This is a genomic window from Clostridium sp. 'deep sea' (assembly GCF_014931565.1).
Lineage (GTDB): Bacteria > Bacillota > UBA994 > PWPR01 > PWPR01.
The window spans coordinates 2,541,960-2,557,442 of sequence record NZ_CP063353.1; the positions used below are offsets into that span (position 1 = coordinate 2,541,960).

The 15,483-nt window shown below is 30.7% G+C and carries 19 protein-coding genes; 8 read left to right on the forward strand and 11 right to left on the reverse strand.

All coding sequences use genetic code 11. The features are described from left to right. Positions 1-26: 26 nt before the first annotated feature. A complete protein-coding gene (locus IMX26_RS11825; protein WP_195158593.1) occupies positions 27-524 on the reverse strand; it encodes an NUDIX domain-containing protein in 498 nt (165 codons plus the stop codon). Between the two features lie 464 nt (positions 525-988). On the opposite strand from IMX26_RS11825, the gene IMX26_RS11830 reads away from it, so the two are divergent. Next, on the forward strand, positions 989-1,828 hold the full coding sequence (locus IMX26_RS11830; RefSeq protein ID WP_195158594.1) for a patatin family protein: 840 nt from the start codon (positions 989-991) through the stop codon (positions 1,826-1,828). A 64-nt stretch (positions 1,829-1,892) separates the two neighbouring features. Continuing rightward, positions 1,893-2,723, forward strand: coding sequence for a patatin family protein (locus IMX26_RS11835; protein WP_195158595.1), 831 nt, complete (start codon positions 1,893-1,895; stop codon positions 2,721-2,723). Positions 2,724-2,729: 6 nt separating this feature from the next. Here the strand turns inward: IMX26_RS11835 and IMX26_RS11840 are convergent, their stop codons facing one another. From IMX26_RS11840 to IMX26_RS11870, 7 genes are all read right to left on the reverse strand, one after another. Next, a complete protein-coding gene (locus IMX26_RS11840; RefSeq protein ID WP_195158596.1) occupies positions 2,730-3,149 on the reverse strand; it encodes an NUDIX domain-containing protein in 420 nt (139 codons plus the stop codon). A gap of 14 nt (positions 3,150-3,163) precedes the next feature. Next, positions 3,164-3,688, reverse strand: coding sequence for a DUF2812 domain-containing protein (locus tag IMX26_RS11845; RefSeq protein ID WP_195158597.1), 525 nt, complete (start codon positions 3,686-3,688; stop codon positions 3,164-3,166). A gap of 7 nt (positions 3,689-3,695) precedes the next feature. Continuing rightward, a complete protein-coding gene (locus IMX26_RS11850; protein ID WP_195158598.1) occupies positions 3,696-4,028 on the reverse strand; it encodes a PadR family transcriptional regulator in 333 nt (110 codons plus the stop codon). A gap of 85 nt (positions 4,029-4,113) precedes the next feature. Continuing rightward, on the reverse strand, positions 4,114-5,136 hold the full coding sequence (locus tag IMX26_RS18160; protein ID WP_195158599.1) for a sensor domain-containing diguanylate cyclase: 1,023 nt from the start codon (positions 5,134-5,136) through the stop codon (positions 4,114-4,116). A 96-nt stretch (positions 5,137-5,232) separates the two neighbouring features. Further along, positions 5,233-5,748, reverse strand: coding sequence for a permease (locus tag IMX26_RS11860; protein ID WP_195158600.1), 516 nt, complete (start codon positions 5,746-5,748; stop codon positions 5,233-5,235). Then, positions 5,745-6,227 (reverse strand): hypothetical protein, encoded by a 483-nt coding sequence (locus tag IMX26_RS11865; protein WP_195158601.1) that lies wholly within the window; start codon positions 6,225-6,227, stop codon positions 5,745-5,747. The genes IMX26_RS11860 and IMX26_RS11865 overlap by 4 nt, the downstream gene beginning before the upstream one ends. 190 nt (positions 6,228-6,417) lie before the next feature. Beyond that, positions 6,418-6,735, reverse strand: a complete 318-nt coding sequence (locus IMX26_RS11870; protein ID WP_195158602.1) for a YbjQ family protein — start codon at positions 6,733-6,735, stop codon at positions 6,418-6,420. 184 nt (positions 6,736-6,919) lie between these two features. Here IMX26_RS11870 and IMX26_RS11875 point away from each other — a divergent pair, with 184 nt between their 5' ends. Next, positions 6,920-7,372, forward strand: a complete 453-nt coding sequence (locus IMX26_RS11875) for a heavy metal-binding domain-containing protein (RefSeq protein WP_195158603.1) — start codon at positions 6,920-6,922, stop codon at positions 7,370-7,372. 2 nt (positions 7,373-7,374) lie between these two features. On the opposite strand, the gene IMX26_RS11880 is transcribed toward IMX26_RS11875, so the two are convergent. From IMX26_RS11880 to IMX26_RS11890, 3 genes are read right to left on the reverse strand one after another with little or no spacing between them, the layout of a single operon-like run. Continuing rightward, on the reverse strand, positions 7,375-8,487 hold the full coding sequence (locus IMX26_RS11880) for an endospore germination permease (protein ID WP_195158604.1): 1,113 nt from the start codon (positions 8,485-8,487) through the stop codon (positions 7,375-7,377). A gap of 18 nt (positions 8,488-8,505) precedes the next feature. Further along, positions 8,506-9,669: a Ger(x)C family spore germination protein gene (locus IMX26_RS11885; protein ID WP_195158605.1), complete on the reverse strand. Its 1,164-nt coding sequence runs from the start codon at positions 9,667-9,669 to the stop codon at positions 8,506-8,508. Beyond that, positions 9,653-11,266: a spore germination protein gene (locus IMX26_RS11890; RefSeq protein ID WP_195158606.1), complete on the reverse strand. Its 1,614-nt coding sequence runs from the start codon at positions 11,264-11,266 to the stop codon at positions 9,653-9,655. Before IMX26_RS11890 ends, IMX26_RS11885 begins: the two co-directional genes overlap by 17 nt. Positions 11,267-11,404: 138 nt before the next feature. Between IMX26_RS11890 and IMX26_RS11895 the strand changes: the two genes are divergently transcribed. The 5 genes from IMX26_RS11895 to sdaAA all read left to right on the forward strand — a co-directional run bounded on the left by IMX26_RS11895 (position 11,405) and on the right by sdaAA (position 15,442). Continuing rightward, a complete protein-coding gene (locus IMX26_RS11895) occupies positions 11,405-11,581 on the forward strand; it encodes a hypothetical protein (RefSeq protein ID WP_195158607.1) in 177 nt (58 codons plus the stop codon). A gap of 216 nt (positions 11,582-11,797) precedes the next feature. After that, positions 11,798-12,229: a hypothetical protein gene (locus IMX26_RS11900; protein WP_195158608.1), complete on the forward strand. Its 432-nt coding sequence runs from the start codon at positions 11,798-11,800 to the stop codon at positions 12,227-12,229. 158 nt (positions 12,230-12,387) lie between these two features. After that, positions 12,388-13,755 (forward strand): D-alanyl-D-alanine carboxypeptidase family protein, encoded by a 1,368-nt coding sequence (locus IMX26_RS11905; protein WP_195158609.1) that lies wholly within the window; start codon positions 12,388-12,390, stop codon positions 13,753-13,755. A gap of 117 nt (positions 13,756-13,872) precedes the next feature. Continuing rightward, positions 13,873-14,547 carry an L-serine ammonia-lyase, iron-sulfur-dependent subunit beta gene (gene sdaAB, locus IMX26_RS11910; protein ID WP_195158610.1) on the forward strand — a complete coding sequence of 225 codons (675 nt, stop codon included), beginning with the start codon at positions 13,873-13,875 and terminating at the stop codon, positions 14,545-14,547. 10 nt (positions 14,548-14,557) lie between these two features. After that, positions 14,558-15,442, forward strand: a complete 885-nt coding sequence (gene sdaAA / locus IMX26_RS11915; protein WP_195158611.1) for an L-serine ammonia-lyase, iron-sulfur-dependent, subunit alpha — start codon at positions 14,558-14,560, stop codon at positions 15,440-15,442. Positions 15,443-15,483: the final 41 nt, after the last annotated feature.

The window sequence follows — 15,483 nt, forward strand, 5'->3', positions numbered from 1 at the left end:
GTTGGTAAAAGATGCTTTGTTATTTTTTATATACTTAAGCTATTACAATATTTTCTTAAGGTACTTACATGCATTGCATAAAACATATCTGTATTAAAGATTAACATTCTTTTTAACTGCTCTAAACTTACCCATCTAAAATTACAGGCCTCATTTGTGCTATTAAGTAATTGCCCTGTAGCCCTACAAATAAAAACTTCTACCATTATTGGGTAATCACCTTTAGTATTCTGTGAGCAAGAAAAAGGTTGATAATTAACTACCTTATAGTTATCGATTTCATATATTTCAGCTTTATCTTCATCTTTAATACTAATAACGTTTAGGCCAGTTTCTTCAAAAACTTCTCTTCTTAAACAATTATAAACATTTTCAAAAGCCCTCACTTTGCCTGCAGCAATTTCAACCATTCCTTGAATACAATGAGGCTCTTGTTTTACTCTATCCTGAATAAGAATATATTTTTCATTTTTGATTATACGTTCAATAATTCCGCCAACTGCGGGTATTGCAAATGTCTCCATTAGCTTCTCCTAAATATAATTTGTGTTATCTAAATAATAACATATATAAAGTAATATGATAATAAACTAATATTAATATAAGATTATTAAGACAATTAACTATTTCGGCAACTATAAATTAATGATATAAAAGAAAATTAAATATTTGTATGCTTATATTATATTTGTCTATAAAAACTTAGTAAATATAATATATTATATTTATTGACAAAAATTGTTTTACAATGTTATACTGATTAAGTACATTAATATAATGTGGCCAGCCAGCTATGTTGGTTTTCCAACAAGTGGGTTTATAAGAGTACCTTCATTAGAGGGTACTCTTTTATATAATATTTTAATTCTTAACAAATTTTTAAGATAACATGAAGAATTAAAAATTTACATTTAATTTTATCTTCATGTATACTAAAATATCTATAGTAACTTATTTAATTGATATTAAAGGAGCAAATATAAAAAAAGTGAATAATAAAACAAGTTTAATAATAGAAGGCGGAGCAATGAGGGGTATTTTTACTGCTGGAGTGTTAGATACCTTTATTAAAAATGATTTTTATCCCTTTGATTTATGTTATGGAGTATCTGCAGGGGCTCCTAATGTAGCGCTATATTTAGCAGGTCTCTATAATTATAGCTACAAAATATTTACCCACTATATGATTAATCAAGGATTTAAAAGCTGGAGAAGGTTTTTAAGGGGGGGAAATCTGTTAGATATAGATTGGCTTTGGGATGAGCAAATGAAAGCTAACAACCTAAAACTAAAGGAGATATTCTTAAAAAACTCCAAATTAATAGTGGTTACTGCAAATGCCATAAATGGAGAGGTAGTTTATATAGAGCCAAATGAAAATAACATTATTCAGGCTTTAAAAGCTGCAACATCTGTACCCATAGTACACCGTAATATGCCTAAAATAAACGGTGTATATCTAATGGATGGTGGGGTTGGCGACCCATTACCTGTTCAAGATGCTTATAATAGAGGAGCACGAAAAATTTTAGTAGTAAGAACTAGAAAATACGATTACAAAGTTTCAGATAAAATGGATAGAGCAATGTCTACTATCTATTTAAGAAATAATCCTCAATTACGAAAAGCAATTTCTCAAAAGGCATATAAGTATAGAAGGGCAATAAAGTACCTTAGAAATCCACCAGTTGATGCTGAGGTAATAGAAATTAATCCCCCAATATCTTTTCAAACAGAGAGATTAACTAGAGACTTATTAATACTTAATAAAGACTATGAGCTTGGTTTAGAAATGGGAAAACAGGCTTTAAAACAATGGAATAAATAATCTTGCTATTAACCTCGTCTTTTTAGGGAATACTAGGTGTATCTATAATGAGCGAGGTTTTAAAATGAGTAATAGAACTGCATTAGTAGTTGAAGGTGGCGCTATGAGAGGAATATTTGCTGCTGGAATATTGGATAGTTTTGTGGATAAAAGGTTTAATCCTTTTCAAATATGTATTGGAGTATCCTCTGGAGCAAATAACTTAACTGCATATTTAGCTAATATGTATCAAAAAACTTACTCAATATATTCAGATTACATGTTAAGAAAAAACTTTATTAATTGGAATAGGTTCATAAAGGGCGGACACTTAATGGATCTGGATTGGCTTTGGGATATAACCCAAAAAGAAATATTTAATCAGCAGTTTACTTTAAGTGATTCAGTACAGTTTTATATTGTATTAACTAAAGTAGCCACTGGTGAGCCTGTGTATATAAATCCTCAATGTCATAACCTTTATCAAATATTAAAAGCTGGCTGTGCTGTGCCATGTATATATAGATGTTTTCCTAAGTATAATGATGAAGAAATGACAGATGGTGGTGTAGCAGATCCATTGCCAGTAAAAAAAGCCTATAGCTTAGGAGCTAAAACAATTGTAGTAATAAGAGCTAAAAGTAAAACTGCTCGTTTTTATGATAGAATAGAGACTTTTATAGCAGGATTAATACTAAGAAAACATAAAAAATTGGCCCAAAAATTAAGCAATTATTATTATAATTACAATGAGTCAATATCATTCATTAAAAACCCACCATCTGGGGTGAAAATAATATCAATTGAACCACCTAATAAATGTCGAGTAAGCTCTCTAACTACTAGAAAAAAGAAAATAGAGAATGATTATCGTATAGCTAGAGAAGTAGGTAATAAGTTTATAAGTAATTGGTAGTGATTTTTATTTATTTAAAAACTGGATAAATTTATCATGCAAATAAGGTTGTATACCAGGGTAGGTTAAGTTTATGGGTAACTCATTAAAGTATTCTCTTACATTAATTTCAAAATTTAACTCTTTTTCAAACTCAAAGACCTCGCATAAAAATAACCTACCAAAAGACTCAGTATTCTCTGTACTAACAGAGTAGTTACAGATAGGTGTTATTTTAAAATCTATAGCTCCTGTTTCTTCATAAAGTTCTCTTTTGGCAGTATCATTAATATCTTCGTTAGCCTCTCTGTGTCCTCCCGGAACCTCCCAAGTATCCCGTGCTTGGTGTTTAACAAAAACCCATTTATTGTGATATCTAGTACCTAAAACTGCGAATTTTAAAAGCTCATCTTGTACTTCATCAAATTCATAAAAATTTACTCTCATATTATCTCCTTATATTACTCTAAATCTCTATTCATTTTTATAAGATTTTTTCGAACTGTGTATAAAGTAAATGAAACAACAAAAGCAACAAGTGTTGAAAATGTACGGTTAGAATTTCCTGCAAAAATTGCTATAGTGTTCAGCAATAAAATTGTCAAAATAACTCCTAGTAATATTGTTGTTAAAGATATTAAATTTCTATTTCGTTCAATAATATCACTGCTATCACTAAATATATCTACAGTATTTTCACACTTTGAGGTCCTAAAGTAATGCCATCTTAAATAGCTACCAATATATTGCCAGCCTGCATCTTCAAAGAGCTGTAGATAATCACTACTAAGTTCATAGCTTTTTCGATAGTCTAAAGAATACTTATATTTGGCAGGTTCCCCCTTAACAAAAGTAAAACGAAAACCAAAAAAAACACTAACTAAATGGTAGCCCATGCTAGACATATACTCCAGCCAAGCCTCTTCTTCCTTATACATGTGAATAAGAAAAAATTTATATTTAACAATGTATTGTTTATTATTCATTATAAAGTCACCTTACATGTTTGCTAATTTGTTTAAAACCATTCTTATATAATTCTTCTAGTCTTGTTACTTCATCTTGTAAAAGAATTAAACCAATATCTGTTAAACAATATATCTTTCTTTTTCCTTCTATTTTAACAATCTTTATTACCTTGTTTTGATGCATTTTACCTAATATGCCATACAAAGTACCAGGGCCTAATTTTAGTCTGCCATTACTTATTTCTGAAACAAATTGCATAATACCATAACCATGTTTAGGTTCTAATAAAGATAAAAGCGTATAATAAGTAGCTTCTGTCATGGGAGCTAATTTTTTTTTCAAATACTCGATGCTCATTATATTCACCTCATATCGCACATCGATATATCGAAGTATGATATATAATAGCATAGTCATTTTTAATAGTCAAGTTGAGAAAATACTACATTAAAATTTCTGCTTTAATAGTTCCCTTCTGCTTATTTTTTGCCCAGTATAGTAAACTATCTGCTCTTTCTAATAAATCCTCAAAAGACAAATAATCTTGATAATTTGAAGGAATTTGAATTAAACCAGCACTAAAGCTAATTGGCTTATTAAATCTTAAATAAGACAGTTGTTTAAACACATTTTGGATTCTTGTAAGTACCTTGTTGGCTGTGTAAATAGGGGTATCTGGTAAAGCAATAATAAACTCCTCTCCTCCATATCTACCTACTAAGTCACAATTTCTTAAATTATCTCTTAGAGTATCAGCGAAGGTAACTAACACATCGTCACCAACTGAGTGACCATAAGTATCATTAATATATTTAAAATTATCGATGTCAATTATTACCAAAGACATTATTCTACTAGAGTTAATACTATCATGAATCATTTTTTTACAGTGATCTACTAAATAACGTCGGTTATATAAACCTGTTAGTTCATCAGTAATACCTAAAATAGTTAATTGATCTTCTATTCTTTTGCGTTTAGTTATATCCACAAAAGACATTAAAACATATTTTTTATTATTAAAAAATATAGGTTTAGCACTCGTTAAAAACCAGCGAGTCATATGCTGATCATCAATAATAAACTGGTGGCATAAGTCAATATTATTTATTGGTTCTTCATATAATAAAATATCATTTATGCATTTTTGGGTATGACAAACAGAGCATGCTTCACATTCACCACACTCTAAATTAGTATTAGCTAAAACTTTACAAGAAAAAGCCTTACCAAATTTTTCACCAGTTACATTGTGACTTGGTATTTTTAAGTAATTAAAAAAGCTATTATTTACTTTAAATATTTGTGATTTTTCATCAATTATAACAATCCCAATTGGAGTATGTTTAAAAGCAGTAAAAAAGAGGTCTTCTTCTCTAACATTATTATGAAGGCCATTATTAACATAGTTAAAATTTGTTGGTTTACTTAATATATTTTTTAGAGAATTATGACTAAATGACAAAAAAGCACCTCCTCATTGCCTAAACAATTAAGTAGTATAATTTTGTAGGTATATTAAAATCAATATCATTATATACTAGTTTTAAGCTTATTTAAATTACAATTCTTTGGTAGTAAAATCTTTATGGAAATATCTATCAATAAACATGGAGCTTAATACCACTAACGGTAATGATACAGCAAGACGAATTATAGAGAATTTTAAACCTAAATAAGTAGATTCAAAAATAGTCATAGGAATACGTGCAATAGCAGCAGCCCCTACATAGGTTAAAACAACACTTAATTTAGCTCCTTTATTTAATAAAGAATGAGCAATGGGAAAAGCTACATAGGCTCCCCCAACAGTGGTTGAAGACAATAAAATAGCCCATAAATAACCCTTAAAACCACTCGATTCACCAAAATGTTTTTCAATAGCCTCACGTTTAACCCATACCTCAAATAGCCCTATTAAGATAAAAGCACAGGGTAATATTTTTAACATACTTATAGCAAAGGTATAAAAATTTACACCTACAGTTATGCCTGGTTTATAGTTAGTAATAAAAGATAAAAATATCAATAAAGCGTAGATTAAAATAAATAACTTTCTGTTTAGAAATTTTTTCATATTAGCTCTCCTAAAATAATACCCACAAATAAGGCTACAATTATAGCAATTACAAAATTAATAATATTTCTTATAACGGTTACTTTATGTCCAAAATATTGTTTTTCAATAGGGTAAGTAACTAATCCTACCATCATTAAGGTAGAAGAAAAAGCAGCCACAGTTGTATATGATGCTCCATTACTAAGCAAAATACCACATAATGGAAATGCTATAAAACCTGGCATCATAGTAATAGAGCCAAGTAAAGCAGCTACTATAGTAGTCAGTAAGATACTACTACCACTTAAATAATAGGATATTTTGCTTTCTGGCAAAAAAAACAAAACCACTGAAACAAAAATAAGCATTGAAATAAATTGAGGCAGTATTTTTTTTAACTTTTTATAAGCTACTTTAAATGCTTTAAAGGTTTTATTTTGATCAGCAAAAAAAGATATTACAACAGCTAATATCGTAAATATGTATAAATATTTCATTTAATCATCTCCATAAAATATGTTAGCCTCTAAAATAATACCATGATTTTAGCATAAGTCCATTATTTCTTTTGTTAATATTAGCTATTGGCTATTAGTTTTAAATATTGGTGAGTTAATTACTAAACATACCTTTATATACATTAATTAGGGGCTGTAGCTCAAAGTTTTTGCTACAGCCCCTAATAACTTATATTATTACTGCTGTTCCTGTAACCACAATCATCATCATATTTCCACCCTGACCTAAAACCTCATAATCTATGTCTATTCCAACTACAGCATTTGCACCCATTTGCTGAGCCCTATGCCGCATTTCATCTAGGGCTTTTTTTCTTCCCTGAATAAGTTCCTCTTCGTATGAAATACTTCTGCCACCAAAAATATTGGTTAAACTTGCTGCAAAATCCTTAACAAAATTAATACCCAAAATAACCTCTCCGTTTACCATGCCTAAATACTCTTTAATTTCTTGTCCTTGAATTGTAGGGGTAGTTGTAATAATCATGCTTTTTCCTCCATAAAATATTTAGTATTAAAAATCAAAATCTATAGTCATTCAAATATAATATTACTATAACTTAACGGTCAGTAGGTTAAAACTAGATTAATAAACTAACATACATAAACATACAATATATTGATAGATAACTTAAACTTTTTATAAGAAATAAAAAAGTGGTGTTGAGGTTATGCAAAATTTTTACAGTAGTGAAGCAAGAAATGATGGAGAACCACAAACAGCAGAGGAAATAATCATAACAAATACTCAGGTATTTGAAGAGTTTGTAATTGAAGAATACCTTGGTTACCTTACGGCCACTATTGTTAGAGGCCTTAATTTTATTACAGATACATCTGCAACTTTAAACAGTATTTTTGGAGGTAGAAACAAAGCCATAGAAAACTTTGTAGAAGAATCATTTGCAGAAGCTTTAAGTATAATTAGACATAAAGCCCATAAAGTAAGAGCCGATGCAGTAATAAACCTATCATTAAGTCATAACTTTGAGCAGTTTAATTTTGGTGGATTAGTTATAGTAGTAGTAGCAGAAGGGGTTGCTGTAGAGCTAGTAAGAAGAGTGCAACCAGTTGAAACACTAAATGAAGCTAAGGCAATTGAGAAAGAAGAAGGTTTATTTTAAACCTATTTAATTTGCTCTTTAGTAGTAGATTTTACAGTTTTTAATGTACCCCTTTTTTTCTTTATTAATACCATAATGAATGTCAATAAAATAATTACACCAATAGAAGTTGAGCCATATAAGTTAACAATAAAATAAAGTCGAATGTTTAATAAAGGGCTAGGAATTAACACCGAAAGACCAACCGCAATTGCTAAAAGTGGAGCAACTATTGGTTTGTATGACTTTAAACTAAATATATCTGCTATTCCGCCTATTACAGGGTATAAATAACCTGTTAATAAAAAGAATGTGCTAGCAAGCCATACAATAACAAATAAAGACTCAAACCCAGATATAATTTCTCCAAGCTCAACATATCTTAACATGTTGTAATAGGGATGAATTACATTATTCTGTACTATGCGTAAACCGTAAAACCCTAAATAAAAAATAGCAATGATGCTTTGAAAAACCCCTGCAAATAAAATTGCACCACCAAATTTAAGGTTTGGTTTTTCGGGTTTTTTAATGCCTGGGTAGATAAAGCCAATAAAAACAAGCAAATTAACCATAACTCCTAATATAATTGGCATTCCCTTTATAACAGGTGTAAATCCATTCTCAAGAAATGGAAAAATATGTGATAGTTTGATATCGGGAAGTAGAGCCAATAGTGTAAAAACGACCGAAATCAATAGTAGTATTAATAAAAAAGAGCTGGTTCTAGTTAAGACTTCTAAACCCTGTTTAATGGCATAACCTACCATAATGGCTGACAATCCAGATAAAATAATTTGTGGAGTAGTTATATACATAGCTTTGATATTTCCAGTAGTACCCCTAAAAAAAATAGCAGCTAAAATTAGCAAGTTTAAAATAATTAAAAATCCAAAAATTTTTCCAACTACCTTTCCCCAAACATCAGGTAGGTAGGCTATTATTGTTTTACTCGGAAACTGTTTTGCTATGTAAATAATTATAGGTGTTACTAAGGCACCAATTATAAAAGCTAACAAAATAGATAGCCAGCCATCTCTGCCTGATTCAGTAGCTATAAAGCCCGCCAAAACAATAAACATAGCTACTCCCTGTGCTATAACCAATATGGTAGCTTGATTCTGGGAAATCTTCATTTTATAATTGCACCTCCTTTACTTTTGTTTTTGTAGTGGATCAGTAATTATACCAGTGTGCTCAATCTGAACCTTTACATTGGTATTAATTTTTATTTTGTTAAAATTATTAGGCCAATTACTACTAAACTCTTTCCACTGTTTAGGATACTTATTATAAATGCTTTCACCAATACCTATAATATCTGTTTTTAAATCCTCTTGTAGCTTATATAAACAAGCATCTACTTGAGAAATTATTTCTTGTTTACATCGCTGCTGTATTTGAGAAATTCTTTTACTCCCTATTAAACTAATTGGCATTTGAATATCTCCAATAGAAACAACCGCAAAAATATTTAAATCAATAACAAACTGCCCATTTACTAAGCTAGGTTTATAACTAGATTTAACATTAATAATTTCTAAAGCAATATTACTTACATTATCTTCAGGAGAAATGATAACAATAATCCCGCTTTTAATTTTGTTTTGCAAAAACAATAAACCTCGCGATTCTTTAGCATCTAAAAAACCAACTAGTTTATCTTCCTTAAATGCCGCTGTACCAAAAAAAGCAACTTTTTCTTCGCCATCCTCTTTTGTTTGAGTACAAACTAGTGGGGCATAAGGAGAAGTGTAGGGGCTCTCAATTTGAATAGATAAACCATGCAAATCATTAATAGCTACTTCAGAGGTGCTAGACTGATTATGCATTAATGCCAATACTTCACTTGCAGGAATTTTTTCAATATCACTTTTAGCAGATAAAAAGCTTTTAGCACTCTTTTTACATACTAATATAAAGGCTCTTTTACGAGTTTCATGATCTCTCATAAAAAAGTCTATAAACTCAGTTAAACCCTCTTCAGCAATCTCTTGATCAAATACTACTATTCTATTCTGCTCAAAGTATAGTTTTCTACTAACGGTTTTTGAAAACTGTCTTACAGCATCAAAAATAGTTCTTCCTGTTGTTGAAGCAACAAAAACACTTTCCTCACTACTTCCACCAGAGGCAGAATTAGGGTTTAGACCACCTGGCTTTATTATTTGAGCAGTTAACTCAATTTCACCTTGGTCATTTCTATCAATACCTATGCCAGCCACCAAAGCTCTTGAGCTTAATCGCTGACTATCCCAGCAACCACTTGTACATAGTATTAACAAAAGTATACTTAATATTTTAGCTCTTTTTTTCATCTTTGCTTTCTCCGTTTTTATTTTCAGGGTTTTCTGGTTCTTGACCTTTTTTTATTCTTTGACTATTTTTAGGACTTAGCATAAAGGGGCGTTTTATCATAGTCCACCAAGGATTTCTAATTGCTGAATCATGTACTTTATTATTTACATACAGCACAACTGGCTGCAGATATGAAACTCCAAATGATCGCAGTGAATACATATGAATTAACATAATTACAAAGCAAAAACTCAATCCAAATAAACCAACTATAGAGCTTATTACTAAAATTGGTATTCTAAGCAGCAATACAGGCTCTAGTTGGGGTGGTAATAAAAATCCCATAATACCACATAAAGCAACCACAATTACAACAGGATAACTTGCTAATCCGGCACTAACAGCAGCATCTCCTAAAACTAAAGCCCCAACAATACTAACAGCCTGTCCTATAGGTCTTGGAATTCTAACACCGGCCTCTCTTAAACCCTCATAAAAGATTAATAATAATAAGGTTTCTACCGCTGTAGGAAATGGTACACCTTCTTGGGCAGCTGCCACAGTATCTAATAAAGCTATAGGCAATATATTAGGGTGAAAGTTTATAACAGCTATATACAAAGCAGGTAAAAAAATAGCTAAAAACATGGCTACAATACGTAAAAATCGTAAGGCAGTAGCCAAAAATGGATTTTGATAATAGTCTTCTGTTACTTGAATATTCTCAACAAAGAGTAAAGGTATAGTTAAAGCAAAGGGTGTTCCATCTACTAAAACTCCAACTCTGCCTTCTAAAATTTTACCAGCAAACTTATCAGGTGACTCGGTATAACCAACTGTTGGAAAAAGAGTGAATGGAGTATCCTCTATAAAAGATTCAATATATCCTGACTCCAAAATACTATCAATTTTAATACTTGATACTCTTTCTTTAACCTCCTTAACAATGTCATCGTTGGCAATGTCTTTTATATAGACCAGAGCAATATCGGTACGGGTGCGTTCTCCTAACATGAGCATTTCAATCATAAGCTCAGGATCTTTAATCTTTCTTCTAACTAAAGAGGTATTTATACGCAGTGTTTCTGTAAAACCTTCACGTGGCCCACGTACTACGGATTCACTCTCGGGTTGGCCCACTCCACGTTGCTCCCATTTGCGGGTACTGCAAAGTAAACATTCAGTTGAACCAGCAATAAAAACAGCAGTTTCACCAGATAAAACAGCATTTACAACATCATCTATATTAGCTACAGTTTTAGCTTCAACAAAATTAACAAGGCTCTTAGTAATATTCTCTATTGAATAGTCACCTTGCCAATTTACTTTACGAGATTCCCACATTAAAGGGTGCAAAATATCATTATTTATCATTGATTTATCACTTAAGCCGTCAATGTTTATTGAAAAAGCATCAACTTCTTCTGGTCCAACTTTAAACTCTCTAAAAATAATATCTGAGTTTTTAACAAATATTGCCTCTAACAATTTTAAGTTAACACTTAAATTTTCTTCAATACTAAAATCGTAAACCTTTTCTTTTTTAGGTAACTGTTTTTTTTGAGCCTGAAGTTGTTCTTGAATCATATGTATTTTTTGCATAAATTTTTTGGGCATAAATAAACAACTCCTTCATAAATGAATTAGTGTTATTATTACCAGCAAAAAATAATAAATGCACCGTAAGATACATTCAATTAATTAATAGTATAGAAAATGTAATAAGGTAAAAGCTAAATGCAAGGGTGTGACAAATTGTATAAAATACTTATAATAATATTTTTTGGAGTTTTGGCGTATAAAGAATTAACACCATTATTAATAGATAAGTTGTATAAAGATGCTGGTGTTACTGCAGGATTAATAGTGATAGGAATAGTAATAGCTATGTTTGCTGCATTTCACTATAGAGTTCCTATCCTATTTGAGTAACAGTGTTAAGTTATCTTGAAATTACTAATATTTTGTAGCAAGTTGAGATATTCTAAAAGCCTACTAAAACCCTATAAGTTAGCCTTACTAAACTATTAGTAAACGTTATTTAAAATTAATAAAGTTTTTTTATTAAATTAAACATTTACTTCTTGACATAGCTCTACGAGAATGTTCTTATTAAAATAAATAAAAGAAATAGAGGGGGATGTGTTAATGTACCCGAGTCGTAGAAGTACAGTAGTAGGTAAGTATATGCTTTTTTTATTAGGATTAATAAATTTAGGATTAGGGCTTTATCTGGTAATTAGTAAAGATAGTTTGGCAATCTTTATATCAAAAGTGAGTGTAGACACCAATATGCAATTATTTAATAATCTCTTACTTTTTTCTGGTGTTTTACTAGTGATAAATGGTCTATATAACTTAATGGTTTCCTTAAGTCAACATAAACTTATTTTTTATGCCGCTTTAGTAGAGTTAATTAAAGGTGCAGTTATAGTTTATTTAGAAATATTCAAACACTTTACTAGTTTTTTATTAGTAAGATCTGCAATCTCTTTATTGATAATACTGATATCTATAATAGCGATAATTTCAGCTTTACGCAGTCGTTTCTCAAAAAAGTACATTTTTTTTAATAAATAAAAATACATTTACCTAGCCTTTGGGAATAAATAAATATCCAAAGGCTATTTAGTATATAATCCTAAATAATTGTTATCTAAAAATAGTAGTGTTAATTATATTATTTAACAAGTATTAGCTTATAACATAAAGGTAATAATATTTTTAGGTGATAAATTATGAAATGGTTTACAGGGCATAGAGTGCTAAGGGAAAAAGATGGCAGTACGGTAGTGTTATATTTAAACCAGTACTTAACAGAATTTAGTGCTGAATTTTTTCATAACCAAAAACAGAGTTACGACACAAGTATAGAGGATAGTGCTTATTCATATATTAAAAGCAATATACCCAATATTAATTTAAAAAAAATAAAAATAATGTTAGGGTCATTGACATTAGCCAATATTACATCACCTAAAATAACTAGTGATAAAATGAAGAATAATAGAGCAGATATCAACTTAAATAATATTAGCTATTATACGGTTAAACCTAATGATACATTAGTTAAAATAGCAAATCTATACAACACAACAGTTGCCTCACTTAAAACTTTAAATAATATTAATAAAATATTTATTGGTCAAACACTAAAAATTTATGGCAATGCTAGAGCAAGATATTTTGTAAAGGAAAATGATAGTGCAGAGGATATTGCTAAAAGCTTTAATGTTACAATAAACCATTTAAAGTACGTTAATAATGTAGAAAACATAGAGCCGAAACAGCAATTAATTATACCAAGACAAGAATCAGAGTTATTTGTGAACATGTTACCAGAGAAAGAATTAAATAAAGATAGTAAAGGCGTACATGTGAAAAGATTACAACTAGCCTTGTATTTATGTGGTCACTATATTGAGATAAACGGAATTTTTGGCAAAGGAACAGAGTCTGTAATATATAAGCTTCAATCAAATAATAAGATAAGGCCTACTGGTAAATATAATGAAAGCACCAAGTCCCTAATTAGCAAAATCATTCTTGGTTATCAAAAGATTATAAAGAATCCTGATGATGCTTTAGTTTTAGTAAATAAAAATAATAGATTACCTTTTAACTATATTCCTAGGGATTTAATAGTGCCTCATGTGCAGTTTAATGGTGATATAAGTAATAACCAAAAACTACTTCGAAAAGATGTTGCTCTTAACCTTTATCAGCTTTTTAATAAGGCTCAAGATAACAATATCCAGCTAATGCTACACTCTGCTTATCAATCATATGTAATCCAAGAGCAGATGTTTATTAACTATGCAAATAGCCACAATCTCAAGGCTGCTTTAACAGCAATAGCCAAACCGGGTGAAAGTGAATATCAAACAGGACTTGCTGTAGATGTAGTTAGTAAAAATCATAATCAGCATATATTAACAAACAAATACATTAATAATAATGTTGCCAAGTATGGCTTTATTTTAAGTGAGGTTAATAAAGCAGTTGATAAGAAAACCGTATATCATTTAAGATTTGTTGGAAAAGAGGCAAGCCAAGAGATAACAGCTAAAAATATAACTTTGCAGCACTATTTACATAAAGAATAATATCTTTTTATACTGTAATTAAATATGTACCAAAATAAATAAGTATAAATTTTTCATTGCAAAAATACTTAATATAAAATAAAATGTAATCTAATATAATAAATATATGGTGATATTATGAAAAAAATTCTTAGTGCATTTGATATAACTGGGCCTATCATGATTGGGCCTTCTAGTTCGCATACAGCTGGTGCATGTCGGCTTAGTTATGCAGCATTAAAAATACTTGGAGAAGAGGTTTCACAGGTAGTGTTTCAGCTATATGGTTCTTTTAAAGAAACCTTAAATGGTCATGGAACCGATAAAGCCTTACTTGGTGGAATACTTGGTTTTGCACCCAGTGATGAGAGAATAAGACAAGCATATGAAATAGCTATGCAGCAAAAATTAAACTATAGCTTTATAAAAATGCACAATGAAGCAGATCACCCTAATACAGTAGTTTTTAAACTAACGGGCATCAATGGAGCTCAAATGCAAATAAAAGGGGCTTCAGTTGGTGGAGGTAATATACTAATAACAAAAATAGATAATACCGACTTAAAATTTACTGGAAAGTACAGTACCCTAATTACTCGACATTGGGATCAACCAGGTGTAGTTCTTAAGGTTTCTGAAATACTTACAAAATTCAAAATAAATATAGCTAACATGAATTTATACCGAGAGTATCGTAATGACCTAGCATACATGGTGATAGAGGCAGATGAGAATATACCTCAACAATGTATTAATCACATTAGAGAGTTAAAGGATATTGATTATGCAGTATCAATAGCTAGGCTATTTTAGGGGTGGAATAATGAGTAGATATCAATTTACAACTGGAGAAAAACTACTACAGATATGTGAGAATGAGGCATTAACTATCAGTGACGTAACCATAAAAAGAGAGCATGAATTAAGTAATATTAAAACCACAGAGCAAATAAACTTTATGGGTGAAATATACCTAGTAATGAAAGATTCCGTAACAAAAGGTATTAACTCAACCGAGCCATCTACTGGTGGATTAATAGGTGAGAATAGTCATAAAATGTATAAATATTGGCAATCAGGTAAAGCAGTTGGATCAGATGTTTTAATAAAATCTATCGCCTATGCTTTAGCCATTACAGAAGAAAATGCCCGTATGGGTAAAATCGCTGCCTGCCCTACTGCAGGGGCATGTGGCGTAGTTCCTAGCCTAATGGTTGCCTTACAAGAGCAATATAACTACACAAATCAAGAGATAATAAAGGCCTTATTTAACTCATCAGCAGTGGGGGTAATAATTGCTACAAATGCCTCCATTAGTGGAGCAGAGGGTGGATGTCAAGCAGAGGTAGGCAGTGCCTCAGCAATGGCGGCCTCTGCCATGGTAGAGCTGTTAGGGGGAAGCCCTAAAATGTGTTTAACCGCCGCAGCTATAGCCTTAAAAAACACCCTAGGGCTAGTCTGTGATCCAGTTGCTGGTTTAGTAGAGGTGCCATGCTCTAAACGAAATGCTATGGGGGTTTCTAATGCCTTTGCGGCCGCTCATATGTCACTAGCTGGAATTGAAAGTTTTATAAAATTCGACGAAGTAGTTGAGGCCATGAATATGGTTGGTAAGGCCTTACCATCATCGCTTAAAGAAACAGCACAAGGCGGTCTAGCTATTACTAAAACTGCAAGAGACTATTGTGAGTTAAGAAATAAGGATTAAAGATTAATTAAGGTTTAGATTTTTATGTTATTAAAAAGGGT